Here is a 22,432-nt window from a genome sequence, read left to right as displayed (position 1 = left end):
GGTCAACCGCTCAGGCGGCCGACAGCCACTGCTCGATTTTGTCGCGGCTCGGGACACCGCCCGCGTGGACCACTTTGCCGTTGATGACGACGCCTGGCGTGGACATGACACCGTAGCTCATGATGTCTTTGAGGTCCTCGACCTTCTCCAGCGTGACAGGCACACCCTTGGCCTTGGCCACCTGGTCGATCAGGGCGATGGTGTTTTTGCAGTTGGCACAGCCGGTGCCGAGCACTTTGATTTCCATGAAAACTCCTTGAGGGGTGAAGAAACGATCAGCAGCACTTGCCGGAGCTGTTCGTGCCGCAGGCGCTGGTGGCTTCCTTCATCCCCAAGGCCTTCATGATCTTGGCCGCGGGGCAAAAGCCCGTGAAACCCATCTGGAACAGATTGGCCCCGACGAAGAAAGTCAGCCAAAGCCAGCTCATCTGGCCCAGGTTGATTTGGCCGCTGAAATGAGCCAGCGCAAGGCTGGCCATGATCATGAAGCCCGCAAAGATGCTGATGGCGCGGTTGACGGTCATGGGTGATCTCCTCTGGTGGTTGAAAGTTGAAGAATCAAGCCTGCACGCCGAGCAGGCGGCCGGTCAGTTTGCGCACCACTGGCGCGAGGAAAAAGATGACGGGCACGCCGACCACGTAGGCAATGGCAAACGCCCGCATCCAGATCGAAAGAAAGCCATCGCGGGGGCCGACGTTGACGAACGTGATCACTAAAGTCATGAGGGAAATCATCATGGCCCCCATCACCAGCGAGAAAACGAGATGGAATTTTTTCTGTGGGTTCATCGCAAGCGGAACAACGAATTACAAAACGGCGTTAAACACGTAACCGACGATGAGGATGCCGGTGGCCACCACGCCCGCGAAGGTGGCGATCAGGCGCACTTTCAGCACCTTGCGCAGGATGATCATCTCGGGCAGCGACAGCGCGATCACGCTCATCATGAAGGCGAGCACGGTGCCCAGAGCCGCGCCCTTGGCCAGCAGCGCCTGCACGATGGGAATGACGCCGGCGGCATTGGTGTACATGGGCACCCCGATGACGACCGCAAGCGGCACCGCCCACCAGGCGTCCTTGCCCATGATGGAGGCCATGAAGTCCTCCGGCACATAGCCGTGAATCAGCGCGCCTAGCGCAATGCCGCCGAGGATATAGGGCCAGACTTTGCCCACGATCTCGCGGACCGATTTGAAACCAGCCTCGATCCGGTCGGCGAGGGTCAAGCCGCCCTCTTCCAAGCTCACCGTCACCTTCGGGATTTCGCGCACCCAGTCCTCCAGGTAACGCTCCATCTTCAAGCGGCCGATGACCCAGCCCGAAACGATGGCCACCGTCAGGCCCAGGCCCAGGTATAGCGCGGCGATCTTCCAGCCAAACATGCCAAACAGCAGTGTGAGCGCCACCTCATTGACCATGGGCGCTGAAATCAGGAATGAGAACGTGACGCCCAGCGGCACACCCGCCTGGACGAAACCAATGAAGAGCGGCACCGCTGAGCAAGAGCAAAACGGCGTGACGATGCCCAGCATGGCCGCCATCACGTTGGCCACACCCTCGGTGCGCCCGGCGAGCAGCGCCCGGGTGCGCTCGGGCGTGAAATAGCTGTTGATCATGCCCATGACGAAGACGACGCCGGTCAGCAGCATCAGCACCTTGGGCGTGTCGTAGAAAAAGAACTGCAGCGCGCCACCCAGGTGGCTGTTGCGGTCCACCGGCAAGGCGGCCACGATGGCTTCAGAGATCGGGTCGAGCACCCGGTACAGCGCCAGCCACGCCAGCGCAGCCAACACCAGAAACACCACAGGCTGGCGCATCGGCCAGGGTTTGGAGGAAGCGGTCAGGGTATTCATGCTGCAGAAGACGGAAGAACTTCGAAAAAGACGCAGGGGTCCGCCGAAAACTCGGATTTTGAAGAAAAACGGCGGAATGCCGGCGTCAAATGGACTTATTCTGCTCTTTAAGATGTGGCAATACCCGCGCCGCTGCGCCTCACTCGCGCTCCATTTCGAGGTAGGTCTGGTTGGTCAGTTGCGGCAACCAAACCTCGGCATGCTTCAGATACAGAAAGGGTTTGCCATCGAAGCTCTTGACCGCCGCGCTGATGTCGACGCCCTCATCGACCGCTTTTTTCATGTGCGCGCGCAGCGCCAACAGCAGGTCGCGGGTGTCTTTCTGGGCAGTCGCGAGGTCGGTCACGCGCCCGTGGCCTGGCACGATGACGGCGGGTTTGAGTTCCTCGATCACGGCAAAACTCTGCAGCCAGGTCTTGGTGCGACTCACCGGATGCAGCCCGAGTATGCGGTCCACATACACCACATCCCCGCTGAACAACACGCGGGTCTGCGGCAGCCACACCAAAGTGTCCCCAGGCGTGTGGCCGCCACCGCGGTGCTTGAGCTCGATCACAGTGCCGCCGAGGTCCAGCCGCGTGTCCGGCTCGGTCAGCCAGCGCGTGGGCAAAACCGGCACCGTGCCCTCAAAGCGCTCCTTCAGCACCCGACTCAAGCCCTCGACATGCTCGCCCGCACGGGCCTTCATATCGGCTTCGGCGTTTTGGTGGGCGATGATTTCCGCGCCTTTTTCCTTGAAATAGCCATTGCCCAGCCAGCGGTGATCCTGCCCGCCGGTGTTGATCACCCAGCGGATCGGCTGGCTCGTCACGGCGCGCACCGCCGCCTCGATCTTCTGCGCCACCTGGCGCGTCGGCCCGCTGTCGATCAGCACGGCGCCGGCGGGCGTCACGACCAAGCCCAGATTGGCATTGAGGCCTTCGTTCTCATAGGTTCGACCCTCGGTGTCGCCAACGTAGGCGTAGACGTTGTCAGCCACGCGGGTAAAGCGCACCTCAACGGCTGCGGCCACAAAGCTGAGCGTGCCCAGCAGCAAGCCCATCAGGCCGGCGCGAAAGATGGAGGCAAAAGATGTGTTCATCGGTTTCATGCGGTAGTGAGGAGACGGGTGAGATAAAAAGGTTCCAGCGGACCGATCTCCACCCCAGCGCCCACCGGGCCGGCCGCCCGGTTGAATCTGGGGTCGAGGTGTGAATTTTCGTGATCCCAAACCGAATCCCAGACGCCGTGCATCAGATAGGCGCGCAAGCCTCCGTCGGGGGTGGCGTTACGCAGGATTTCGGTGCTGAGGGCTTTGCGGTAATAGCGGTTGTCAGGGGCGCCCGGCAAGCCGATGCCCTGTGGCTCGTCGGTCGGCTGGTAGGTTTCCTGGGCAACTTTGAGCAGCGCGGCCACCTGGCTTTCCCAGGCCTCATGCGTGGCGTCGGCCACCATCACATGGTTGCCCACGGTCACCGTGTTGCGCTCAGGCGCCTCCACCGGTTGCCGCAGAAACTTGAGGATCTCCGCGGGCGTGTGGTAGACCCCCTCCCGATTCCCAGCGGCGATGGTTTGGAACACGCCGCGGTACACCGCCATGGGCTTGGGCGAGCGCACCATCCCGTTCGGGCCCGGCATGACGGCGTGCAGATGCGGCATCACCGTCGCGGTAAAGGCCTCATCGACACCCGAGGCCCTCAGTGCCCCGTCATCGGAGAAACGCACGAAGAGCGCGTAGAAAAATGGCTGCGTCCGCGCTTTCACGCCATCCAGATAGGCTTCGGCCAGTGCCCCTTTGTATTGAGGCGGGTAGTTTTTCGTCATGGTGGATTCGCCGCTCATCTGCTTGAGTGCGAGGCTGAGGAATCCGGGCTTCGCCCGCATCTCTGTGCTCAAAGCGCGGAGCGCGGCCATCGCCGCCTCGTGTTCGGGCCCGGCCACGCGAAACTCCACGTAGTAGGTCAGCGGGCCGTCCACGCGCGTGGTGGGTAACACCGCAGCACCGGCGGCCGGAGCAAAACCGGTCGCCGCCAGGGTGGCCCCTGCGGCCGCGTGGGTCATAAAGCTGCGTCGTTTCATCGTCGTCATCGAAGTCTCCTCGTTCTTGGTCCATGGATGCCGCGCAATTGCCGGGCACGGCCTTCCTTCGCCCACGCTTCGCCCCGCACCGCAAGGGAAACCGCGTGAACGCAGAGAAGACGAATGCCGCTCAGGAAAGACGCAGCTCGCGGGTCAAACCTCGGGTAAACACTAGGGCAACGCTAAACAAGTCCCCGTGATGGCGCGTGCCCGGCCGCGGGATGGGATGCGAGGCGCAAACCGCAGCCATAGCCGTAGCTATGGCGAGGATTTGCAACGACACAGACCGCCCGCAGCCGGGATGCGCGGCGCGCGAGGGACTTGTTCAGCGTTGCGCTAAACGACGAAACAAGCCGCGACCATGCTGGTTAGCCCTAGGGCAACTCTGGAGCGGCCCGTTCCGCGCCGGGCCGGGCGCCATCCCGCGAACCGATTCAACGCCGCGATCGGCTGCCGCTGCCGCTCAGCCGAAGACGTCCTTCAGCCAGTCATCGATCGGCTGCGGGCGGTGGAGAAGAAAGCCCTGGAACGAGCCGCAGCCGGCCGCCCGCAGGAATTGCTGCTGCTCAGGCGTTTCCACGCCTTCGGCTACGACGTCGAGGTGCAACAAATGCGCCACGGCAATGATGCCCTCGACGAGTGCGGCGTCCTCGGGGTCTGCGGGCACGTCGCGAACGAAGCTGCGGTCGATCTTGAGTTCAGACAGCGGCAAACGTTTGAGATACGCGAGGGACGAATAACCGGTTCCGAAGTCATCGAGGGAAAAGCGGATGCCCAGCGCGTGCAGTTCCCGCATGCGACCGGCCACCACATCGAACGAGTCGATCAGCACGCTCTCGGTCAGCTCGAGGGTCAGCCGGGACGGGTCTGCGCCCGACTGCTCGAGGATCTCGCGCACCTGTGCGATGAAGTCGTGCTCGAGGAATTGCCGTGCGCTGACGTTGACCGAAATCCGCAAGCTCCGGCCTGCACCCTGTAACGCCCGGATCGCCTCACAAGCCGAACGCAAAACCCATGCACCAAGGGGCACGATGAGGCCGGTTTCTTCGGCGATCGGGATGAATTCGGCGGGCGACACCAGGCCACGGACCGGATGCCGCCAGCGCACGAGCGCTTCGGCGCCGTTCATCTTCGCCCCGCCTTCAAATTGTGCTTGCACCCAGAGCTCGAATTGTCCAAGCCGCAAGGCTGCGCGCAGGTCTTGTTCCAGCTCGTAGCGATGCAGCAAGCTCGCCTGCATCGCCGCCTCGAAGAAAGCCACGCGGTTGCGTCCCTCGGCCTTGGCACGGTACATCGCCATGTCTGCGGTGCGCATCACGTCGTCGATGTCCTCGACGTCTCGGCTCAACAGGCGCACGCCGATACTGGTCGCGAGCATCAGTGACAAACCCTCATGCCAAACCGGCTGCTCGATCGAGGCGCGTACTTTCTCCGCGACGTTCATCGCTTGCGCCGCTGCAGTCTCTGCCTCGCCAGCCAAGTCGCCCAACAAAACGACGAATTCATCGCCGCCAAGTCGCGCGACCGTGTCGCCTTCCCGCAGCAGCCCGCGTAGCCGCTGCGCCATTTCGACCAGCACCACATCCCCCAGCGAATGGCCGTAGACATCGTTGATGCGCTTGAACTGATCGAGGTCCAGAAACAGCACCGCTCCATGGCGGCCGCTGCGATGCACATGGGCCAGCGCTTGCTCCAATCGGTCGCGGAACAAGACGCGGTTGGGCAGCCCCGTGAGCGCATCGTGGTACGCGAGCCGCTCGATTTCGGCATCGGCGGCCTTTTCGTGCGTGACGTCCAGGCAATGCCCGACATAACCGATGAAGAGGCCATCGCTGTCGCGCCGGGGGCGTGCTTGCTCCAGCACCCAGCGATAGTCGCCGTCGGCATGGCGCAGCCGGTATTCGACGCGGTAGTCGCCCTGAACCCGCGCCGCCGCCTCGAAGGCCGCGCGCCACGCGAGCCGGTCCTCCGGATGCATGCCTTGCAACCAGCCGTCGCCTCGTTGTGCTTCGAACGGCTGCCCCGTGAAGGCGAGCCAAGGCTCGTTGAAATAATCTCGATCGCCCCGCGCATCTGCAGTCCAGATCAGCGCCAGGCCGGCATTGGCCAAGGAACGGAAATGCTGTTCGCTGTCGGCCAGCGCCTTGCGCATCAGATAAGCTTCGGTCACGTCCCGAAACACCAAGACCGCGCCTTGGACGTCACCCCGCGCGTCGCGGATCGGCGCAGCGCTGTCGGCGACATGCCGCCGCTGACCGTCCGCCGTGATGAGCACCACATGGTTGGAGAGGCCCACGGTCCGCCCTTCGCGCATGGCCCGATAAACCGGGGGGGGCCACCGGCGCGCCGCTGGCCCCATCGACGAGCACCAGCACTTCCTCGATCGGCCGCCCTACCACCGCGGCCAAGTCCCAACCACACAGCGACCGCGCCGCCGGATTGAGCCCCGTGATGCGTCCCTGGGCGTCGGTCGACACCAAGCCGTCCCCGATCGAGTCGAGCGTGATCGCCAGTTGATCTTCCTTGGCCTTCAAAGCCGCCTGCGCTTCTTCGACGGCCTGTGCCATGGCATTGAAGGCATCCCCAAGCTCGGCGATCTCACGCAAGCCGTCGACCGGAACCCGGGTGTCGTAGCGTCCCTGACGCACCGCCCGCACGGCCTGGGCCAGACGCTCGAGCGGTCGCCCCACGCCGCGCCACAACACCACGCCCAATACGAGGAGCACCAGCGGGATGACGATCATTTCAGCGGCGCGTGCTTCAAGCAGCCGCTGCAAACGCTCGGCGCGCGCTGGGGAATAGTCGAGCGCGACGTAGGCCAGCCCCCGGCTGCGGGCTTCGGATCCGGGACCTGCGGGCGCCAGACCGAAGCTCTGCGCCGCTTCCACCTGCAAGCCCGTCGCGTCCGCTCGGACCCGTGGCAGTCGCGCGCTCAGCGCCTCACCCACCCAGGCGCCGTCAAAACCGGGCCAAACCTCGTCGATCTTGCGACCCACCCAGGCCTGCCGATGCGCAGCGAGCACCCGACCGTTTGCATCGAGCAGCACGACGGAATCCACCGCAGGGTCGGTCGCGAGCAGCGCCAGGTTCGACTCCACCAGCGATGGGGCCGTAGCCCAGCCCTGTTCGGCATTGCGAGCCAGATCGGCCGCGTAGCTCGCCGCCGTGGATCGCGCGAAGTCCCGCAGGGACTCATCGGAGGTGCGGATGGCGTTGAACAGTGTAGCCCCCAGCACGAGCAGCCACGCCAGCCCGAAGCCGAGCGGTAATGACCACTTCAGGGACCAGTTCCGTTTCAAGCGTTCCCCTCAAAGATCTTTGGGTAAAAACCGGTCGTCGATCAGGTGATCGAGCGCGGGCGCTCGCCGCAGTATGCCTGCTCTTCGCAATTCCCCCGCGACCCGCTGCGCCGAAGCGTACAAGGCCGGCGCTGGTCCGCTGAGCCAGCGGCGGTTGCCGTCGACATCGAAGAAACGGATGCCCGCAAGCGCCGCGGTAACCTCTACCTCGCTCAAGCCGAGCCGCTCTCCCATGCGCCGGCGCGCGTCGATGGGCTGCGCCTGCACATCCTGGAGCGCGGAGAAATACGCCCGCGCCAAGGCCGTAAACCGCGCCTCCGTGCCCTCGAGCGCGGCCGAACGCGCCACCAGCACATCGACGATCAACCCCGGGAAACTTCGGCTGTCGATCAGCCGTCGCGCCCCCAAACGCTGGATCTGGGCGGCATAGGGCTCGAAGGTGATCAAGGCATCCACCTCGCCCTCTCGGTACGCGCTGAGGTGCTGGTCGGCGGTCATCTGAACCAGCTGGATTTCGGCGGGCGTGAGCTGTGCCGCATCAAGCACTTGGCCCAACATCAGCGCTCCAGCTGCAGTCTGCTCGACCCCAATGCGTTTGCCCCGCAACTGCGCCAGCGTCGCGATCGGCGGACGGGCCAAGACCACATCCGCACCCGCGGACTCATCAAACACCCACAACACCCGGGCATCGACTCCGCCCTCGATCGCCACCAGGCATTCGTCGAGCGTCAGCGTTGCCGCGTCGATGTCGCCACTGGCCAGAGCCATCAGCGCCGTCGTATTCGATGGCAGTTCCACCAGCCGCACCCCGCGCGACGCATCGAGCAGGCCCAGCTCGCGGGCCAGCACCAAAGGTTCGTAGCCGATCCAGCGAATCACGCCCACGCGCGTGAGCGCGGGTGCTGGGCGACAGCCGGCCAGCATCCATGCCGCCAGCGAGCCTCCCGCCGCCACCATGACCCGCCGACGATCGAATCGCGGTGGTTGCGGCGGCTGGGGGCTGGAAACCTTCGACATGGGAGACGGAAACCTCCGGATATGGCTTCAAGCATAGCAGGCCCAACGCGAAGGACTCAACGATGAAAACGCGAATCAACCACCACAGGAGCTGCGCCCAACAAAATCGATCACATGGCCATCGGCATCAAAGCGGACTTGGCAGGCCTCGGCCAGGCGGGCGCGCAAACGCTCGCGCGCCCGCTGGATGCGCGACTTGGCCGCGCTCAGGCTCAAGCCGTGCTGCGCCGCGTACTCGGCCTGGGGCATGCCCTCGAGGTCGCAGCGCGTGAGCACATCGCGGTCGGCCTCGCTGAGTTCGGACAGCACGCGCGGCAGACACGCGGTGAGCAAGTCGACGGCCGGAGGCTCGTCCGCCTCCGACACCAAGTTGTCGGGCAACTCCACGGTGTCGCGGGCCACGCGCAAGCTGTCGGCCAGCAGGTTGCGCGCCACTTCGAACAGCCAGGCGCGGGCGTTGTGGATGTCGCAAAACCGCTGGCCCTGCCGCAGCGCCTTGATGAACAGTTCCTGCATCAGATCGTCGGCGTCGGCCGGCTCGCGCACCCGCGCGCGCAGCCAGCGGCGCAATTCGGACTCATGCGTGGTCCAGGCCCGCATGATGCAGTTCGGTGTGGGCGCCGCGGGCGGCGGCTCGATCAGAGGAGCAGCGGTTTCGGTCATGGTTCAGGCCTCGAGCGCCAGGCGCTTCATTTTCTCCCAGAGCGTCTTGCGGCTGATGCCCAACAGCTCCGCGGTCTTACCGATGGAACCCTGGCAGTGCGCAAGCGCTCGCCGGATGTGCGCGCGCTCGGTCTCGGCGACCATCGCGTGCAGCGGGAGGATCTCGTCACCCGCCGTGGCATCGGCGCCGTCCCGGTCGGTGCCGGCGTGCATGGCCGACGCCGGCAAAGGTTCGTCGAGGATCCCCGCTTCACTGAGGATCACCGCCTGCTCCAGGTAGGCGCGCAGCTCGCGCACGTTGCCGCCCCAATGCCGGGCGAGCAAGTCCCGCATGAACGACTCGGAGACAGCGATCGGGTGCCCCTGCTCCGCTGCGAACTCTTCGAGGAAGCGCTGCGTCAGCCAGCGGATGTCCTCCGGGCGCTCGCGCAGCGGCGGCAGCGTGATGCGAAACACCGCCAACCGGTAAAACAGGTCCTCGCGGAACGTGCCCGCACGCATTTCCGCCTGCAAGTCGCGGTTGGTGGCCGCGACGATGCGAAATTGGCTGTGGGTCGCGCGCTCCGCGCCCACACGGAAAAAAGCCCTTTCCTGCAGCGCACGCAGCAGTTTGGCCTGCATGGGCAGCGGCAATTCGCCGACTTCGTCGAGAAACAGCGTGCCGTGGTCGGCCCGCTCGAGATAGCCGCGGTGCGTGCGTTGCGCGCCGGTGAAAGCGCCCTTTTCGTAGCCGAAGCATTCGGACTCGAGCAAGTTCTCGGGGATGGCCGCGCAATTGACGGCGACAAACTCGCCCTTGTCGGGGCGCTCGTCGAGTGCATGGATCAGCTTGGCCGCCACTTCCTTGCCCACCCCCGATTCGCCGTCGAGCAGCACCGACACCTTTTGCGGCGCGACTTTTCGGATCATGCGCTCGACATGCCGCATCGCGGGCGAAATGCCCAGCACCGCAGCCTCGGCCGCCGCGGCAGGCGCATCGACGGCCTCGTGCACGAGTTGCACCAGTCGCTCGACATCAAAAGGCTTGGTCATGAATTCCCGGGCCCCGGCCCGCACCGCCTGCACCGCGGCATCCACACTGCCATAGCCGGTCAAGAAAAACCACGGCAAGGCCCGCACCCGCGCCGGCAGCGCCGCGAACCATTCGGTGGCCAAGCCGTCGGGCAGGCGCACGTCACTGATGACCGCGCGCACTCCGGGCAAGCCCTCGCGCACGGCAGCCTGCGCCGCCGCGAGCGTGCGGTACCAAACCACCTCGAACGCCTCGAGCTCGAAGCGCTGAACCAAGGATTCGCCCATGATGAGGTCATCTTCAATCAAGAGCAGGCGGGGTGGCATGGCGGGTTTCTCCACGAGTCAATCGATTTCACGGTTGGGCAGCCAGAAGACCAGTCGGGTCCCGTCGCGATAGTCCGGGTCCAGGGTGAAGCCGCCGCGGTGGTGATTGGCGATCTGCTGGCACACCCAGATGCCAAATCCCCGCGGATCGTCGCCACCTTCCTGGGCCAGTGTGGCGGCAAAACGCTGCGGGTCGAGCGCGGAGCCGGAGTTTGTGACGCAAAAGCGAACCTGTTCGGCGTCGGCGAGCAACTGCACGGCCACCCGCCCGCCCGGCCCGGCCGCCTTGATCGCGTTGAGCAGCATGTTGAGCATGGCCTGGCGGACCGGCGCCGAAGGCACGCGCAGAGCCGACTCGACCTCCGAGCGGGCGGAAAGCGACACGCCCTGTGCCTGCGCTGCCGGCTGCGCCAGGGTCAGCACATCATCAAAATCGGACGGTTCGAGCGGCCGATCCTGCACGCGCGCCTGTGGCAGCAGAGCCGCCACCGTGGTGCGTATCTGCATCAGGCCGTGCTCGATCACATCGAGCGCGCGTTCGCGCGCCTGCGGTGCATCGCCATGCAACCGCAGCGTGCGGATGGCGGTCAACAAGCCCGCCAGCGGATTGTTGATTTCATGGGCCACGGCCGCCGTCATCCGTCCCACCGCGGCCAGCCGCTCGGCCGACAGCGCCCGCTGCTCGGCGCGGCGGCGCTCTTCCCACGCCGACTGCAGGCTGTGCAAAGCCCGCGCGATGCGCTGCAACTCCGGATCGTCGGTATGCGGAACCGGCTGGGCGGTGATGGCTGCGGCGGGCTCCATCGCATGGATGAAGCGGGCGAGCCCTGCCACCGGCGCCGTCATCCGCCGCCCGAGCCACCAGCCGGCCGGGATGAGCAAGACCACCGCGAGCCCCATGCCAATCAAGGCGGGCCGCGCGAGCTGCGCCCAATTCGGCGCAAACACCGGCGCATCCACGTCCATGAGGACGAAACCCAGCAACTGACCATCCTCGCTGCTGATCGGGTCGACCAGCGTGATGCCGCCGTCGGCCTGCTGGATGCGCTGGCGTTGCTGAATTTCCTCGGCCGTCAGCAGTGGCTGCCCGTGCAGCGTCTCGCCCAGGAGCTGCCGCCCGGTTTCCAGCACCGCCGGATTGGAGGCGGCAAACACCCGCCCCTGGGCGTCGAGCACGGCTACGCGCGCGCGCAAACGGTCGGCCCCGGGCAACAGCGCCACCGTGTCGCGCAGCAAGGAAAACACGCGCCAGGTGTCATCCGCTGCCAGCAGAGGCCGCGCCTGCGCGACCAGCAAGACCATGGCGCGGTCCAGCGTCGCCAGCGTCTGTGCCCGGGCATCGCGGGCGGACAGCCGCGCGCCGACCGCCGTCACAAACAAGGCGGTGATCAGCACCGCAAGCGCCAGACCCAGCGGAATCTGGACTCGGTACGGGAGACGCAGTCGCTTCACGCTGGACCCGGGTGTCACTCAGGCGCGCACGCCACTGCCCGGGACGCTGAGCGCCAGGCGGCGAATACTCTCGAACAGCGCCGGCTCACCCGCCTCGAAGCCGCTGAGGTTGAGCGCCTCGAGCAAGGAACGCCCTTCACCGTCCTGCGGCATCGCCAGCAACACGGCTTTCAAAGGGCCAAGCGCCGGGTGCATTTCTTCGCGCAACGCAACGATCGGCGGGAAGCCAAAGGGCGCGGAACGCCAGACGATTTCGGTCTCGCGCGCGGCGGTCATGTGTTGGGCGCGCATGGTGTCCCAGACATAGCCATCGATGCTGCCCGCGTCGGCAAGGCGCGCGGCCACCGCTTCGGCGACGTTGCGGTGGCCGTGGGCAAAAAAAGCCCGCCGCAAGTCCCGCGCCGCCAGGCCGGCCAAAGCCAACTGCGACTGCGCCACGAGCCAGCCGGAATTGGACAACGGGTCGGAATAAGCCAAAACCTTCCCGCGCAGATCAACCCAGCCCTCGATGCGGCGGCCGCCCGACGCGGGGCGAATCAGATACGCCTGGTAGGTCGGTGCGCCCAGGTACTGAGGCACGGCGACCAGCGACAACTCGGACTGCCAACGCACATAGGGGTAGCCGCAGATCCACGCGGCGTCGAGCTGGCGGCCAAACAGCAGGTCCAGCACCGACTGGTATGACTCCCGCGCCACAAAGCGCACATCGACATCGAGCCGTTCGCTCAGGTATCGGCTCCAGCGCGCGAGAAAAGCGCTCTGGTCGGCCAGGATCACGGAGGTCAGGCCGACGCGCAACACATCGCGGGCCGGCACCGCCGCTTGGGCCCAGGGCGCGGCCAGAGCAGAGCTCAGCAGCGCCAGGCAGCGTCGTCGCGGCGCATCGACCATCATGTCTCCTTGATGTGATTCCGTTACTTGAAGGTAACGCGTTTTTGGGATTCATGTTACCAAATCCGGACGGATCACCGGCAAGATGGTCATAAGCGCTTGATAAATCGCAATCGCTCTTTTGGCACGGTCGTTGCAAGAGACAAGTGGGAATTCATCCCATGCTGCGCCTCGAGCGCAGGTTCAACGACCCAAGACAGGAGACCCCATGGAAGATGTCAAGCTCAGCCGTCGCTTCTTTTTGAAGTCGACGGGCAGCGCCGCCGCCGTCGCTGGCTCGGTGGTCATCCCCATCCAAAGCGCGAATGCAGCACCGTCCGCGGCTGCGGCCGTCAGTTCCACGGCCCTTCCCTACCCGAAGAAAGTCGCGGGCAAGGCCAGCGCGATGCCGGTGAACCAGCCGGTCAACTTCAACTACCCCGACGAGAGTTCGCCTTGCTATGCCATCCGCATGGGCAACCCGGTGCCCGGTGGTGTGGGCCCCAACCGTGACATCGTGGCCTACAGCGCCATGTGCACGCACATGGGCTGCCCGGTGACCTACGACGGCGGCAGCCGCACCTTCAAGTGCGGCTGTCACTTCTCCATCTTCGACCCCGAAAACCACGGCCAGATGGTCTGCGGCCAGGCGACGGAAAACCTGCCCAGCATCAAGCTCGAGTACGACGCCGCAACCGACACGGTGCATGCCGTCGGCGTCGATGGCCTGATCTACGGCCGCCAGTCCAACGTTCTGTAAGAGGAGGCCCACCATGTCCCAAACCATCAATGACCGCATCGCCCTGCCTCCGAAGGACGCGCAAAAGACCAACATGACCTGCCACTTCTGTATCGTGGGCTGCGGCTACCACGTGTACAAGTGGGACGCGAACCGCGAAGGGGGTCGAGCGGCAAGCGAAAACGCGCTCGGGGTCGATTTCACCCAGCAGGTGCCACCGATGGCCATCACCATGACGCGGGCGATGACCAACACCATCACCGACAAAGCGGGCAAGCGCTGGAACATCATGATCGTTCCCGACAAGGAATGCGTCGTGAACAACGGCCTCTCAAGCACCCGCGGCGGCAAGATGGCCAGCTACATGTACGCGCATGATGGCATTGGCCGCGAGCGCCTCAAAACCCCACGCATCTTCAAAGGCGACCAGTGGTTCGACACCGGCTGGGATGAGGCCTTGGCCATCTACGCAGGCCTGACCAAGAAGATTTTGGACAACGACGGCCCGAGCGGCATCATGTTCGACTGCTTCGACCATGGCGGCGCAGGCGGTGGCTTCGAGAACACCTGGGGCACGGGCAAGCTGATGTTCAGCGCCATCCAAACCCCGATGGTGCGCATCCACAACCGGCCGGCCTACAACTCGGAGTGCCACGCCACGCGCGAAATGGGCATCGGCGAGCTCAACAACAGCTACGAGGATGCGCAGGTGGCCGACTGTATTCTGTGCACCGGCGCCAACCCCTATGAAACGCAGTCCAACTACTTCCTCAACCACTGGGTGCCGAACCTGACCGGCGCGACGGTGGACAAGAAGAAGAAATGGTTCCCCGGTGAGAGCGCCGCAGCCGCCAAACTGATCGTCGTCGATCCGCGCCGCACCGGGACGGTGGCGATCGCCGAGCAAGTGGCGGGCAAAGACAACGTCTTGCACCTGGCCATCAACCCCGGGACCGACACGGCGCTGTTCAACACGCTGTTCACCTACGTCGTGCAGCAGGGCTGGGTCGACAAAGACTTCATCGCCAAGCACACGGTGGGCTTCGAGGATGCAGTCAAGACCAACCGCATGAGCCTGGAAGAAGGCGCCAAGATCACCGGGCTGACCGTCGAGCAGATCAAGAAGGCGGCCGAATGGGCCTACAAGCCAAAGGCTTCCGGCCACCGCCCGCGCACCTTCCACCCGTACGAAAAAGGCATCATCTGGGGCAACGACAACTACGTCATCCAAAGCGCGCTGGTGAGCCTGGTGATCGCCACGCACAACGTCGGACGTCGCGGCACCGGCGTGTGCCGTCTGGGCGGCCACCAGGAAGGCTATACCCGTCCGCCCTACCCCGGTGACCACAAGATTTACATTGACCAGGAGGTCATCAAAGGCAACGGCCTGATGTACACGCTCTGGGGCACCAACCCGTTCCAGACCACACTCAACGCCGAGCAGCACCGCATCGCCTTGCGAAAGCGCGCGCAAATCGTCAACGAGGCCATGGCCCGCGCCCGCGGCGCGTCGGTATCCCAGCTCGTCGACATCATTTACAACGCCTGCAAGTACCAAGGCGGCTTGTTCGTCGCGGCGATGAACCTCTACCCGACGACCATCTCGGACGACTGCCACCTGATGTTCCCCGCGGCACATCCGGGCGAGATGAATCTGACCTCGATGAACGGCGAACGCCGCCTCCGCTTGTCGGAAAAATTCATGGACCCACCCGGCACGGCCAAACCCGACTGCCTGATCGCCGCCGACATCGCGAACACGCTCAAGGCGATGTACCAGAAAGAGGGCAACACCGCCATGGCCAAGCGCTTCGAAGGCTTCGACTGGAAGACCGAAGAAGACGCCTTCAATGACGGCTTCCGCCGCGCCGGTCGGCCTGGCGTGGGCCCCATCGACAGCCAAGGCGGCGACACCGGGTATCTCGCGACCTATGCGCTGCTGCGCAAGGCGGGCAACAACGGGGTGCAACTGCCGATCAAGGAAGTCAAGGGCGACAAGCTCATCGGCACCGAGATGGTCTATGCGGACAACAAGTTCGACACCAAGGACGGCAAGGCCCACTTCAAGCCCGCCCCCTGGAACGGCCTGCCGGCCATCGTCGAAGAGCAAAAGCGCAAGCACAAGTTCTGGATCAACAGCGGCCGCGCCAACGAAGTCTGGCAAACCGCGTACCACGACCAGTACAACAGCTTCGTGCGCGACCGCATTCCGATGGCCTTCATCGAGATGAACCCCGACGATGCCAAGGCGCTGGGCGTGCAAGGCGGCGATGTCGTCGAGGTTTACAACGACTACGGCAGCACCTATGCCATGGCCTACCCGATCAAGTCGCTCAAGCCCGGGCAGACCTTCATGCTGTTTGGCTACATCAAGGGCGTGCACGGCGACGTGGTCACGCCCTGGGTGGACCGCAACGTGGTGCCCTATTACAAGGGCACCTGGGGCAGCATCCGCCGCGTGGGCACGGTGGATGAGTACCGCGCGACGATTTCCTTCAAGGATCGCCGCTACGCCTGAACGTCAGGGCATCGAAAGGGCAGCTTCGGCTGCCCTTTTTTTGCCCGCCCAACGAGAAGGAAAGCCCCATGATTCCGCGCAGACTCACCCGCTTCAAGCCCACGCCCCCAGCGGCCGCTCAGTCACCCGCCCTGGTGACCGACCCGGCCGAGGCCGCGCTGCAGCTCATCATCGCGCGCCACAACACCTCGCCGCGCCGCCTCATCGAGCCCGGCCCGAACGAAGCGGAGCTGCAAGCCCTGTGGGAAGCCGCTGCGGCTGCACCCGACCATGGACAGCTCACGCCTTGGCGCTTTGTTTGCGTGCCTGCGCATCGCCGCTCGGACCTCGGCGATGCGTTCGCGCAGGCCCTGGTCGAGCGCGACCCCGGGGCCAGCCTCGAACAAATCGAAGCGGCGCGCGACAAAGCCAACCGCGCCCCCTTGCTGATACTCGCCGTGGCCGACCTGCGGCCCGCCGAGCCCGACATTGCCGCCGCCGAACGCCTGGTTTCGCTCGGCTGCGCCATTCAAAACCTCCTGCTGACCGCCCAGGCCATGGGCTACGGCAGCGGGCTCACCAGCGGTCAGGCCATGGGCTCGAAGGCGCTGCGCCGCCTGTTTGGCCTGGTCGACGGGGAGGAAGCGATCTGCTTCATCAACGTCGGGACCGTCAGCCGCGAAAAGCCGCCGCGCACGCGACCGGAGCCGACGCGCTTCGTGCGCAGCCTGTGACCCTAAATCCGGCAGTTGACCGCTTCTCGCTGAACGCAAGGTGTTGCTGTTTGAACGGTTTTTGCTGCGGATGCCGCTCACTACTTAGGTGAGCGCTGCGCGCCCGTTCGAGTCGCCCTCGGGCGCGGGGGCGGCGTTGCAAATCCTCGCCATGGCAACCGCAATGGCTGTGGTTTGCGCCTTGCCCGCGCGCCCGATGACGACCCGCCCAGGCGCGCCCAACTGCCGGATTTAGGGTGACACGCTGCATTTCGAACAAAAAACCTGAAACCCCGGCGCGAAACGGCCGGGGTTTGCTCATATTTCAGGAGTTTTTCGTCTGCACCAGGTCGCGGATCTGCTGCAGCGCGGCGGGGTCGTCCATGGTGGTGAGGTCGCCGGTGTCGCGCGATTCGCAGACGGCCTGGATGGCGCGGCGCAGCACTTTGCCGCTGCGGGTCTTGGGCAGCACGGTGACGAAACGCACCCGCGCGGGCCGAGCGACGGCACCGAGGTCCCGGTCGACCAGCTTCATGATCTCGCCTTCGAGCCGCAGTTCGGCCTGCGTGTCTCCCAGGCAGCTTGCGTCTTTGAGCACGGCGAATGCCATCGCCACCTGGCCCTTGAGCGCGTCGGCCACGCCGACCACCGCCACCTCGGCCACGTTGGGGTGGCCCGCGATGCTCTCCTCGATCTCACGGGTACCCAGCCGGTGGCCGGCGACGTTGATGACGTCATCGGTCCGGCCGAGGATGAAGTAGTACCCATCCTCGTCGCGGATGCCCCAGTCGAAGGTCGAATAGACCATGCGGCCGGGCACGCTCTTCCAGTAGGTGTTGACGAAGCGTGCATCGTCGCGCCAGACGGTTTGCATGCAGCCCGGCGGCAGCGGACCTTCGATGGCGACCACGCCCTTCTGGTTCGCACCGGTGAGCTCTGCGCCGGTCTGGTCGTCGAGCAGTTTCACGTTGTAGCCATACACCGGCTTGCCGGGCGAGCCGAACTTCGGCGGCGCGTCGTCTACGCCTTTGCAAATCGCCAGAATCGGCCAGCCGGTTTCGGTCTGCCAATAGTTGTCGATGATGGGCTTGCCCAGGCCTTCACTGATCCATTGCGCGGTGGGCTCATCGAGTGGCTCGCCGGCGAGGAACAGCGCGCGCAGGCTGGAGAGGTCGTACTTCTTGAGCAAGGCCGGGTCCTGCTTTTTGAGCACGCGGATCGCCGTCGGTGCGCTGAACATGACGGTGACCTTGTATTTCTCCACCAGGCTCCACCAGATGCCGCCGTCGGGCCGGATCGGCAGCCCCTCGTACATGATGGTCGCCATGCCTGCAATCAGCGGGCCATAGATGATGTAGCTGTGGCCGACCACCCAGCCGATGTCGCTGGTGGAGAAATACGTCTCGCCGGGCTTACCGCAATAGATGTATTCCATCGAAGCCGCCAGCGCGACCGCATAGCCGCCGGTGTCGCGCTGCACGCCTTTGGGCTTGCCCGTCGTGCCGCTGGTGTAGAGCGTGTAGCTCGGATGCGTGGCGTCCACCCAGACGCAGGGCACTTGCGCGTGCAGGTGCTGCTCGCGCAGCGGCGCCCACAGTCGATCCCGCCCTTCGACGAGCGGCAGCGGTGCCAAACCACGGTCCACCAACAGCACCGACTCGGGCTTGTGCGTCGATTGCGCGATGGCCTCGTCGAGCAGCGCTTTGTAGGGCACGGCTTTACCGCCCCGCGAGCCGGCATCGGCACTGACGACCACGCGCGGCTCGGCATCCTCGATGCGCGAAGCCAGCGCCCCCCGATGCGAAGCCCCCAAACACCACCGAGTGGATCGCGCCGATGCGCACGCACGCCAGCATCGCAAACGCCGCCTCGGGGATCATGGGCATGTAAATCAAAACCCGGTCGCCTTTTTGCACGCCCAGGCTTTGCAGCACGGCAGCCATGCGCTGCACCTCGGCATGCAGTTCGGCGAAGCTGTAGACACGCTCCTGATCGGTTTCGGTCGAGACCCAGATCAGGGCGTTTTGGCCAGCGCGCTGCGCCAGGTGGCGATCCACCGCGTTGTGGCACAGGTTCGTCTGCCCGCCCGCAAACCAGCGCGCGAACGGCGGGTTGCTGTAGTCGCAAATCACGTCCGGCGGCCGATGCCAGTCGATGCGGCGGGCCTCTTCGGCCCAGAATGCGTCGCGCTCTTCGATGGAACGGCGATAAAACTCGGCGTAATCGGACATATCGGGATCTCCTCGGGTCTCGACGGGCAGGGGGCTGCGGACGCCGCGAACCATGCCACGCCCGCAAAATTCATAATTATGGGTAGCGGGCTTGCGACAAGCTGACGCTCGCCGCGCAGCGGTTCAGCGGATCAGGCTCTGCACCGCTTTGAACTGGGGGTGTTCGGCGCTGCGCAGTCCTTCGAACGCAACCATTTCGGTCGTCACCAGCTCCACCCCCGCACTCGCGAGCCGATCAAATGCCGCATCGCGGTCGCTGAGGCGGCGAGAGCCGCACGCATCCGTCACCACCCAGACATCGAATTCCTCGTCCAGCAGTTCGAGCGCGGTCTGCAACACGCAGACATGCGCCTCGCAGCCGGCGAGCAGTATGGTTTCCCGCGGCGAGCGCGCCCCACCTTCGCCCGCGGCGTCCCGTCTGAGATGCCTAGGAAGGCTGCGCGCGTTCCCCTGCGGCGCGCGTTGTGGCGGGCGCAGCCAATCGCCCAGCCCCTCCGCCACGGCACTGAATGTCATCTTCGGCAGGACCTTGCGGCAAAGGCCGCGCAGCGGGGCGGCGAGTTCACCGAGGCGCTCGGGGTTCTGTTCCGTGCCCCAAATGGGCACCTCCAACACGGCCGCGATCTTCGCGAGGCGCTGCGCCTGCGCCAGCACCGCCTCACCCTCATGAATCGCCGACATCAAACGCGGCTGATAGTCGATCAGCACCAACTGCATTTCGCTCGAATCGAGAAGCATCGGGGCATCCTTTCTGCTGGAACCAAGGGCTAACGAAGAACCGATTGTCGCGGTTGTCGCCGTCCGCGGTCAGGCCCATTCGAAGCGATTCGAAACGCCCACCAAGGCACGTACACTAGGGCAACGCTGAATAAGTTCCTGCGAAGGCGCGCGCCCGGCCGCGGGATGGGATGCGAGGCGCAAACCGCAGCCATAGCCGAAGCTATGGCGAGGATTTGCAACGAAGCAGACCGCCCGCTGCCGGGACGCGCGGCGCGCGAGGGACTTGTTCAACGTTGCCCTAGAGCGGCCGCCAGCCCGGCGGCTTTCAGCCCGAGCCCCAACCATGTTCCCTGAATACCGCGACCTCATCACACGCCTCAAAACCACCGACCATCATTTCGCCCGGCTGTTCGACAAACACAACGAGCTCGACCAAAAGATCCGCAACATGGAATCCCACATCGAACCCACCAGTCCCACCGAGATCGAAACGCTCAAGAAGGAAAAGCTGCTGCTGAAGGACCAGCTCTACGCGATCCTGAAGAAAGCCAGCGAAGCTGCGCGCTAAGGCGACGCTGAACAAATTCCCGTGATGGCGCCCGAGCGGGGTGGCATCCAGGCAATTTCTCGACGCCGCTTGGGTGCCCACCGCGCGCGGCTGGCCGGCTCGCTGTTCGCGAGGCTAGCTGATTTGCGGTACCTGAACAGGCAGGTTGATGCGCACGCACGTGCCACTGCCCGGCGCACTGAAGACCTGGAGTGAGCCGCCCAAAGCAGCCGCTCGCTCGCGCATCCCGAGCAGGCCACGCCCGCCGGGCTGTCCTCTCCTTTGCTTGAACCCGCGGCCGTCGTCACGTACGTCGATGGTCAGCGTTCCGCTCTCGGGGCGAAGGTTCGTGCGAACCGTGATGGTGCTTGCCTGCGCGTGACGCATCGCGTTGCAGATCGCTTCCTGGACAATGCGCAAGACTTCATGCGCCTCCCGGCCACCCATCTGTTCGAGTGCATCGAGCTCCTGCAAATCCCAGACCAGGTCCATGCCGTTGCGGCTGAACGCCGCCTCCAAGCGATAGCGCAGGTTGCCCAAAGCCTGGGCGAGGGACTGTCCCTGGTCGTAAATTTCGTCAACCAGCATCTTCACGCCCAGCATCACCTCTTCCAGCCCCTGCATCATGGCCTTTTGACGCGCATCGTTGGGGTCGAGCGACGCCAGCAACTGAGTCAACTGCGACCCGACCCCATCGTGCAGTTCCCGGGCGATGCGCTGTCGCTCATCCGCGAGAACGGCCTCGATAGCCGGCTCGAGCCCGCTCGAGCCGATCGAAACCTGTCGCCAGCCCAAGACTGAATCCCGCCCCCCCGGCAAGTCCCCGATCGCCAACGGCCCCTTGGCCGCGATCCAGACCAGCAACAGATACAGCGCAAAGGCAAAGTGCACCATCGTGGGCGTCAGCAGCCCGATCGGCGCGCGAAAAGCGTCTTCCACGAAGATCGCCAGCGCCAACACCCCAGCCCCGAGCGCCAGCCAAGCCCGGGTCGTGTCGGCTCGACGGGCGGCGCGCCAAAGCCCCCAGACCACGAGTCCGCCCGAGGTGGCGTTGACCACGAACCACGCCCACCACCACGCACCCTCGCTGAGGCTCCCCAGCGCGCCGTCCTTCGCCGACCAGAGCAGCAGACCGAAAGCCACCGCCTGTGCGCCGCCCCAGAGCCCGAGCAGGCCGCCGCCCTCCGGTCGCGCTGCCGCAAGCAGCAAGGCCCCGACGCCGCTGAGCACCAGTTGATAGAGCAGCGCACGAGCGGGCAGCAGAGCCTGGGCATCGAACTTCAGACCGAAGGCTGCCATGGGCTGCGTCAACCAGAGGAACGCCACCCAGGCGAGGCACAGCCAGAGCATAGGCCGGTCCACCGCGCGGGCGCCCCCCCGCCAGAGGCTCCACGCGGACCAAGCCGCAGCGCCCAACGCGAGTGCGATCGACGCGCCCATCAGCATCCGAATGAGAAGGATGTGAACCGCCGTATTCATTGCACACCCCGTGCGTGAAGGCTCGCCAACGCACAGCCTTGATGCCGCTTGGCGCGCTTTCCGTTGAACCAGAAACCAACGTGCGCCGTCAAAGCAGTCCGCGCCGAGTGGCCTGGCTGACCGCTTGAGCGCGTGTGTGCACACCCAACTTCTGGTAGACGTTGCGCAGATGGGTGTTGACGGTCTGGACGCTGATGTCGAGCCGGCCAGCGATCTCGGCGCTCGTATGGCCGGCAGCGATCAGCTTGAGCACATGCCGCTCGCGCTGGGAAATCCCCTCGCTTTCGGCGGCTGGCGGGCGGTTACGCTCGAGCCGTTCCCCGCGATCGGCGCCATCGAAGCGCGCGAGCAGCCGCCGCGCCAGGTTTGGCGTGATCGACGCACCGCCGTTGACCACCTGCAGCACGGCCTGCGGAAAATTGCCAAACCACGAGTGCTTGACGAGGTAACCCGTCGCACCCAATTCGAACGCATGCAGGGCATGGTGCACATCCTCCATGGCCGAGACGACAACGGCCTCTGCCATGGGGCGCACGGACTTGAGGTAGCGAATGAGATCGAACCCCGTGCCGTCGCCCAGATGGAGGTCGACCAGCATGACGTCGTGTTCTTTCTGGTCGATCAGCCGCTTGCCTTCCTTGTAGCCATCGGCCTGGCCGATCAGGTCGATGCGCTCGTCGGCCAGCAGTTCCTGAGCGATCACCCGGCGGATGTGCGGGTCGTCATCGATCAACAGAACACGCACGGGTCGGTCCGGCTGCCCCACCAAAAAGTCAGGCCAGAGCGGCTTGGGCACGGCTACGCCCACCGGGGCCATCGCACGGACCAAATCGTCCGATGCGCTCGCGGCAGCCTTGCTGCGGGTTGTCGTTTTTCCCAACATGACGATCCTCCATCCTTCAGTCCACGACCCTCAACGGGTACGAGTCGACACATTAGTCCCACTTTGGATGCA

At 65.0% G+C, this 22,432-nt stretch carries 20 protein-coding genes and 1 pseudogene; 4 read left to right on the top strand and 17 right to left on the bottom strand.

Features of this window, described 5'->3' with window-relative positions; all coding sequences use genetic code 11:
• Window positions 1-10 precede the first annotated feature (10 nt).
• From EDC62_RS06275 to EDC62_RS06215, 13 genes are all read right to left on the bottom strand, one after another.
• A complete protein-coding gene (locus EDC62_RS06275; protein WP_124221689.1) occupies window positions 11-247 on the bottom strand; it encodes a thioredoxin family protein in 237 nt (78 codons plus the stop codon).
• A gap of 28 nt (window positions 248-275) precedes the next feature.
• Complete coding sequence (locus EDC62_RS06270; protein ID WP_124221687.1) at window positions 276-524, bottom strand: YgaP family membrane protein; 249 nt, start codon at window positions 522-524, stop codon at window positions 276-278.
• A 34-nt stretch (window positions 525-558) separates the two neighbouring features.
• Window positions 559-789: a DUF2798 domain-containing protein gene (locus EDC62_RS06265; RefSeq protein ID WP_124221685.1), complete on the bottom strand. Its 231-nt coding sequence runs from the start codon at window positions 787-789 to the stop codon at window positions 559-561.
• 18 nt (window positions 790-807) lie between these two features.
• Window positions 808-1,854 carry a permease gene (locus tag EDC62_RS06260; protein ID WP_124221683.1) on the bottom strand — a complete coding sequence of 349 codons (1,047 nt, stop codon included), beginning with the start codon at window positions 1,852-1,854 and terminating at the stop codon, window positions 808-810.
• Window positions 1,855-1,993: 139 nt separating this feature from the next.
• Window positions 1,994-2,935 (bottom strand): MBL fold metallo-hydrolase, encoded by a 942-nt coding sequence (locus tag EDC62_RS06255; protein ID WP_245968776.1) that lies wholly within the window; start codon window positions 2,933-2,935, stop codon window positions 1,994-1,996.
• 5 nt (window positions 2,936-2,940) lie between these two features.
• A complete protein-coding gene (locus tag EDC62_RS06250; RefSeq protein WP_211330937.1) occupies window positions 2,941-3,921 on the bottom strand; it encodes a hypothetical protein in 981 nt (326 codons plus the stop codon).
• Window positions 3,922-4,375: 454 nt separating this feature from the next.
• A complete protein-coding gene (locus EDC62_RS06245) occupies window positions 4,376-6,226 on the bottom strand; it encodes a putative bifunctional diguanylate cyclase/phosphodiesterase (protein ID WP_211330936.1) in 1,851 nt (616 codons plus the stop codon).
• Window positions 6,114-7,211: a HAMP domain-containing protein gene (locus EDC62_RS13225; RefSeq protein WP_124221679.1), complete on the bottom strand. Its 1,098-nt coding sequence runs from the start codon at window positions 7,209-7,211 to the stop codon at window positions 6,114-6,116. The genes EDC62_RS06245 and EDC62_RS13225 overlap by 113 nt, the downstream gene beginning before the upstream one ends.
• 9 nt (window positions 7,212-7,220) lie before the next feature.
• Window positions 7,221-8,228, bottom strand: a complete 1,008-nt coding sequence (locus EDC62_RS06235) for an ABC transporter substrate-binding protein (protein ID WP_124221677.1) — start codon at window positions 8,226-8,228, stop codon at window positions 7,221-7,223.
• A gap of 75 nt (window positions 8,229-8,303) precedes the next feature.
• Window positions 8,304-8,891, bottom strand: coding sequence for a sigma-70 family RNA polymerase sigma factor (locus tag EDC62_RS06230; protein WP_245968775.1), 588 nt, complete (start codon window positions 8,889-8,891; stop codon window positions 8,304-8,306).
• A 3-nt stretch (window positions 8,892-8,894) separates the two neighbouring features.
• Entirely contained in the window at window positions 8,895-10,229 is a 1,335-nt protein-coding gene (locus EDC62_RS06225; protein WP_124221674.1) for a sigma-54-dependent transcriptional regulator, read from the bottom strand.
• Between the two features lie 18 nt (window positions 10,230-10,247).
• Window positions 10,248-11,681 carry a sensor histidine kinase gene (locus EDC62_RS06220; RefSeq protein WP_245968774.1) on the bottom strand — a complete coding sequence of 478 codons (1,434 nt, stop codon included), beginning with the start codon at window positions 11,679-11,681 and terminating at the stop codon, window positions 10,248-10,250.
• Window positions 11,682-11,699: 18 nt separating this feature from the next.
• Complete coding sequence (locus EDC62_RS06215; protein WP_245968773.1) at window positions 11,700-12,575, bottom strand: PhnD/SsuA/transferrin family substrate-binding protein; 876 nt, start codon at window positions 12,573-12,575, stop codon at window positions 11,700-11,702.
• Between the two features lie 205 nt (window positions 12,576-12,780).
• Between EDC62_RS06215 and EDC62_RS06210 the strand changes: the two genes are divergently transcribed.
• From EDC62_RS06210 to EDC62_RS06200, 3 genes are all read left to right on the top strand, one after another.
• A complete protein-coding gene (locus EDC62_RS06210; protein WP_124221672.1) occupies window positions 12,781-13,311 on the top strand; it encodes an arsenate reductase (azurin) small subunit in 531 nt (176 codons plus the stop codon).
• A 13-nt stretch (window positions 13,312-13,324) separates the two neighbouring features.
• Window positions 13,325-15,808: an arsenate reductase (azurin) large subunit gene (locus EDC62_RS06205; RefSeq protein WP_124221670.1), complete on the top strand. Its 2,484-nt coding sequence runs from the start codon at window positions 13,325-13,327 to the stop codon at window positions 15,806-15,808.
• 68 nt (window positions 15,809-15,876) lie between these two features.
• A complete protein-coding gene (locus tag EDC62_RS06200) occupies window positions 15,877-16,521 on the top strand; it encodes a nitroreductase family protein (protein ID WP_124221667.1) in 645 nt (214 codons plus the stop codon).
• A 304-nt stretch (window positions 16,522-16,825) separates the two neighbouring features.
• Here the strand turns inward: EDC62_RS06200 and EDC62_RS06195 are convergent.
• Window positions 16,826-18,731 (bottom strand): annotated as a pseudogene (locus tag EDC62_RS06195) (propionate--CoA ligase).
• 123 nt (window positions 18,732-18,854) lie between these two features.
• Window positions 18,855-19,469, bottom strand: a complete 615-nt coding sequence (locus tag EDC62_RS06190; protein ID WP_124221665.1) for an isochorismatase family protein — start codon at window positions 19,467-19,469, stop codon at window positions 18,855-18,857.
• 325 nt (window positions 19,470-19,794) lie between these two features.
• Here EDC62_RS06190 and EDC62_RS06185 point away from each other — a divergent pair, with 325 nt between their 5' ends.
• Window positions 19,795-20,019, top strand: coding sequence for an HP1242/YdcH family protein (locus EDC62_RS06185; protein WP_124221663.1), 225 nt, complete (start codon window positions 19,795-19,797; stop codon window positions 20,017-20,019).
• 114 nt (window positions 20,020-20,133) lie between these two features.
• Here the strand turns inward: EDC62_RS06185 and EDC62_RS06180 are convergent, their stop codons facing one another.
• Window positions 20,134-21,477 carry a sensor histidine kinase gene (locus EDC62_RS06180; RefSeq protein WP_124221660.1) on the bottom strand — a complete coding sequence of 448 codons (1,344 nt, stop codon included), beginning with the start codon at window positions 21,475-21,477 and terminating at the stop codon, window positions 20,134-20,136.
• Window positions 21,478-21,565: 88 nt separating this feature from the next.
• Window positions 21,566-22,294: a response regulator transcription factor gene (locus tag EDC62_RS06175; RefSeq protein WP_170159036.1), complete on the bottom strand. Its 729-nt coding sequence runs from the start codon at window positions 22,292-22,294 to the stop codon at window positions 21,566-21,568.
• Window positions 22,295-22,432: the final 138 nt, after the last annotated feature.

The sequence above is a fragment of the Tibeticola sediminis genome, from assembly GCF_003843835.1.
Taxonomy (GTDB): domain Bacteria; phylum Pseudomonadota; class Gammaproteobacteria; order Burkholderiales; family Burkholderiaceae_C; genus Tibeticola; species Tibeticola sediminis.
This window is presented reverse-complemented; position numbering and strand designations above follow the sequence as displayed.

Excerpts from the sequence above, each read along its gene's own strand:
- EDC62_RS06275 (WP_124221689.1), bottom strand. The coding sequence starts at position 247 with ATGGAAATCAAAGTGCTCGGCACCGGCTGTGCCAACTGCAAAAACACC.
- EDC62_RS06270 (WP_124221687.1), bottom strand. The coding sequence starts at position 524 with ATGACCGTCAACCGCGCCATCAGCATCTTTGCGGGCTTCATGATCATG.
- EDC62_RS06265 (WP_124221685.1), bottom strand. The coding sequence starts at position 789 with ATGAACCCACAGAAAAAATTCCATCTCGTTTTCTCGCTGGTGATGGGG.
- EDC62_RS06185 (WP_124221663.1), top strand. The coding sequence starts at position 19,795 with ATGTTCCCTGAATACCGCGACCTCATCACACGCCTCAAAACCACCGAC.
- EDC62_RS06175 (WP_170159036.1), bottom strand. The coding sequence starts at position 22,294 with ATGGCCCCGGTGGGCGTAGCCGTGCCCAAGCCGCTCTGGCCTGACTTT.
- EDC62_RS06255 (WP_245968776.1), bottom strand. The coding sequence starts at position 2,935 with ATGAACACATCTTTTGCCTCCATCTTTCGCGCCGGCCTGATGGGCTTG.
- EDC62_RS06230 (WP_245968775.1), bottom strand. The coding sequence starts at position 8,891 with ATGACCGAAACCGCTGCTCCTCTGATCGAGCCGCCGCCCGCGGCGCCC.
- EDC62_RS06260 (WP_124221683.1), bottom strand. The coding sequence starts at position 1,854 with ATGAATACCCTGACCGCTTCCTCCAAACCCTGGCCGATGCGCCAGCCT.
- EDC62_RS06210 (WP_124221672.1), top strand. The coding sequence starts at position 12,781 with ATGGAAGATGTCAAGCTCAGCCGTCGCTTCTTTTTGAAGTCGACGGGC.
- EDC62_RS06235 (WP_124221677.1), bottom strand. The coding sequence starts at position 8,228 with ATGTCGAAGGTTTCCAGCCCCCAGCCGCCGCAACCACCGCGATTCGAT.
- EDC62_RS06250 (WP_211330937.1), bottom strand. The coding sequence starts at position 3,921 with ATGACGACGATGAAACGACGCAGCTTTATGACCCACGCGGCCGCAGGG.
- EDC62_RS06205 (WP_124221670.1), top strand. The coding sequence starts at position 13,325 with ATGTCCCAAACCATCAATGACCGCATCGCCCTGCCTCCGAAGGACGCG.
- EDC62_RS06190 (WP_124221665.1), bottom strand. The coding sequence starts at position 19,469 with ATGCTTCTCGATTCGAGCGAAATGCAGTTGGTGCTGATCGACTATCAG.
- EDC62_RS06245 (WP_211330936.1), bottom strand. The coding sequence starts at position 6,226 with ATGCGCGAAGGGCGGACCGTGGGCCTCTCCAACCATGTGGTGCTCATC.
- EDC62_RS06200 (WP_124221667.1), top strand. The coding sequence starts at position 15,877 with ATGATTCCGCGCAGACTCACCCGCTTCAAGCCCACGCCCCCAGCGGCC.
- EDC62_RS06180 (WP_124221660.1), bottom strand. The coding sequence starts at position 21,477 with ATGAATACGGCGGTTCACATCCTTCTCATTCGGATGCTGATGGGCGCG.
- EDC62_RS06225 (WP_124221674.1), bottom strand. The coding sequence starts at position 10,229 with ATGCCACCCCGCCTGCTCTTGATTGAAGATGACCTCATCATGGGCGAA.
- EDC62_RS06215 (WP_245968773.1), bottom strand. The coding sequence starts at position 12,575 with ATGATGGTCGATGCGCCGCGACGACGCTGCCTGGCGCTGCTGAGCTCT.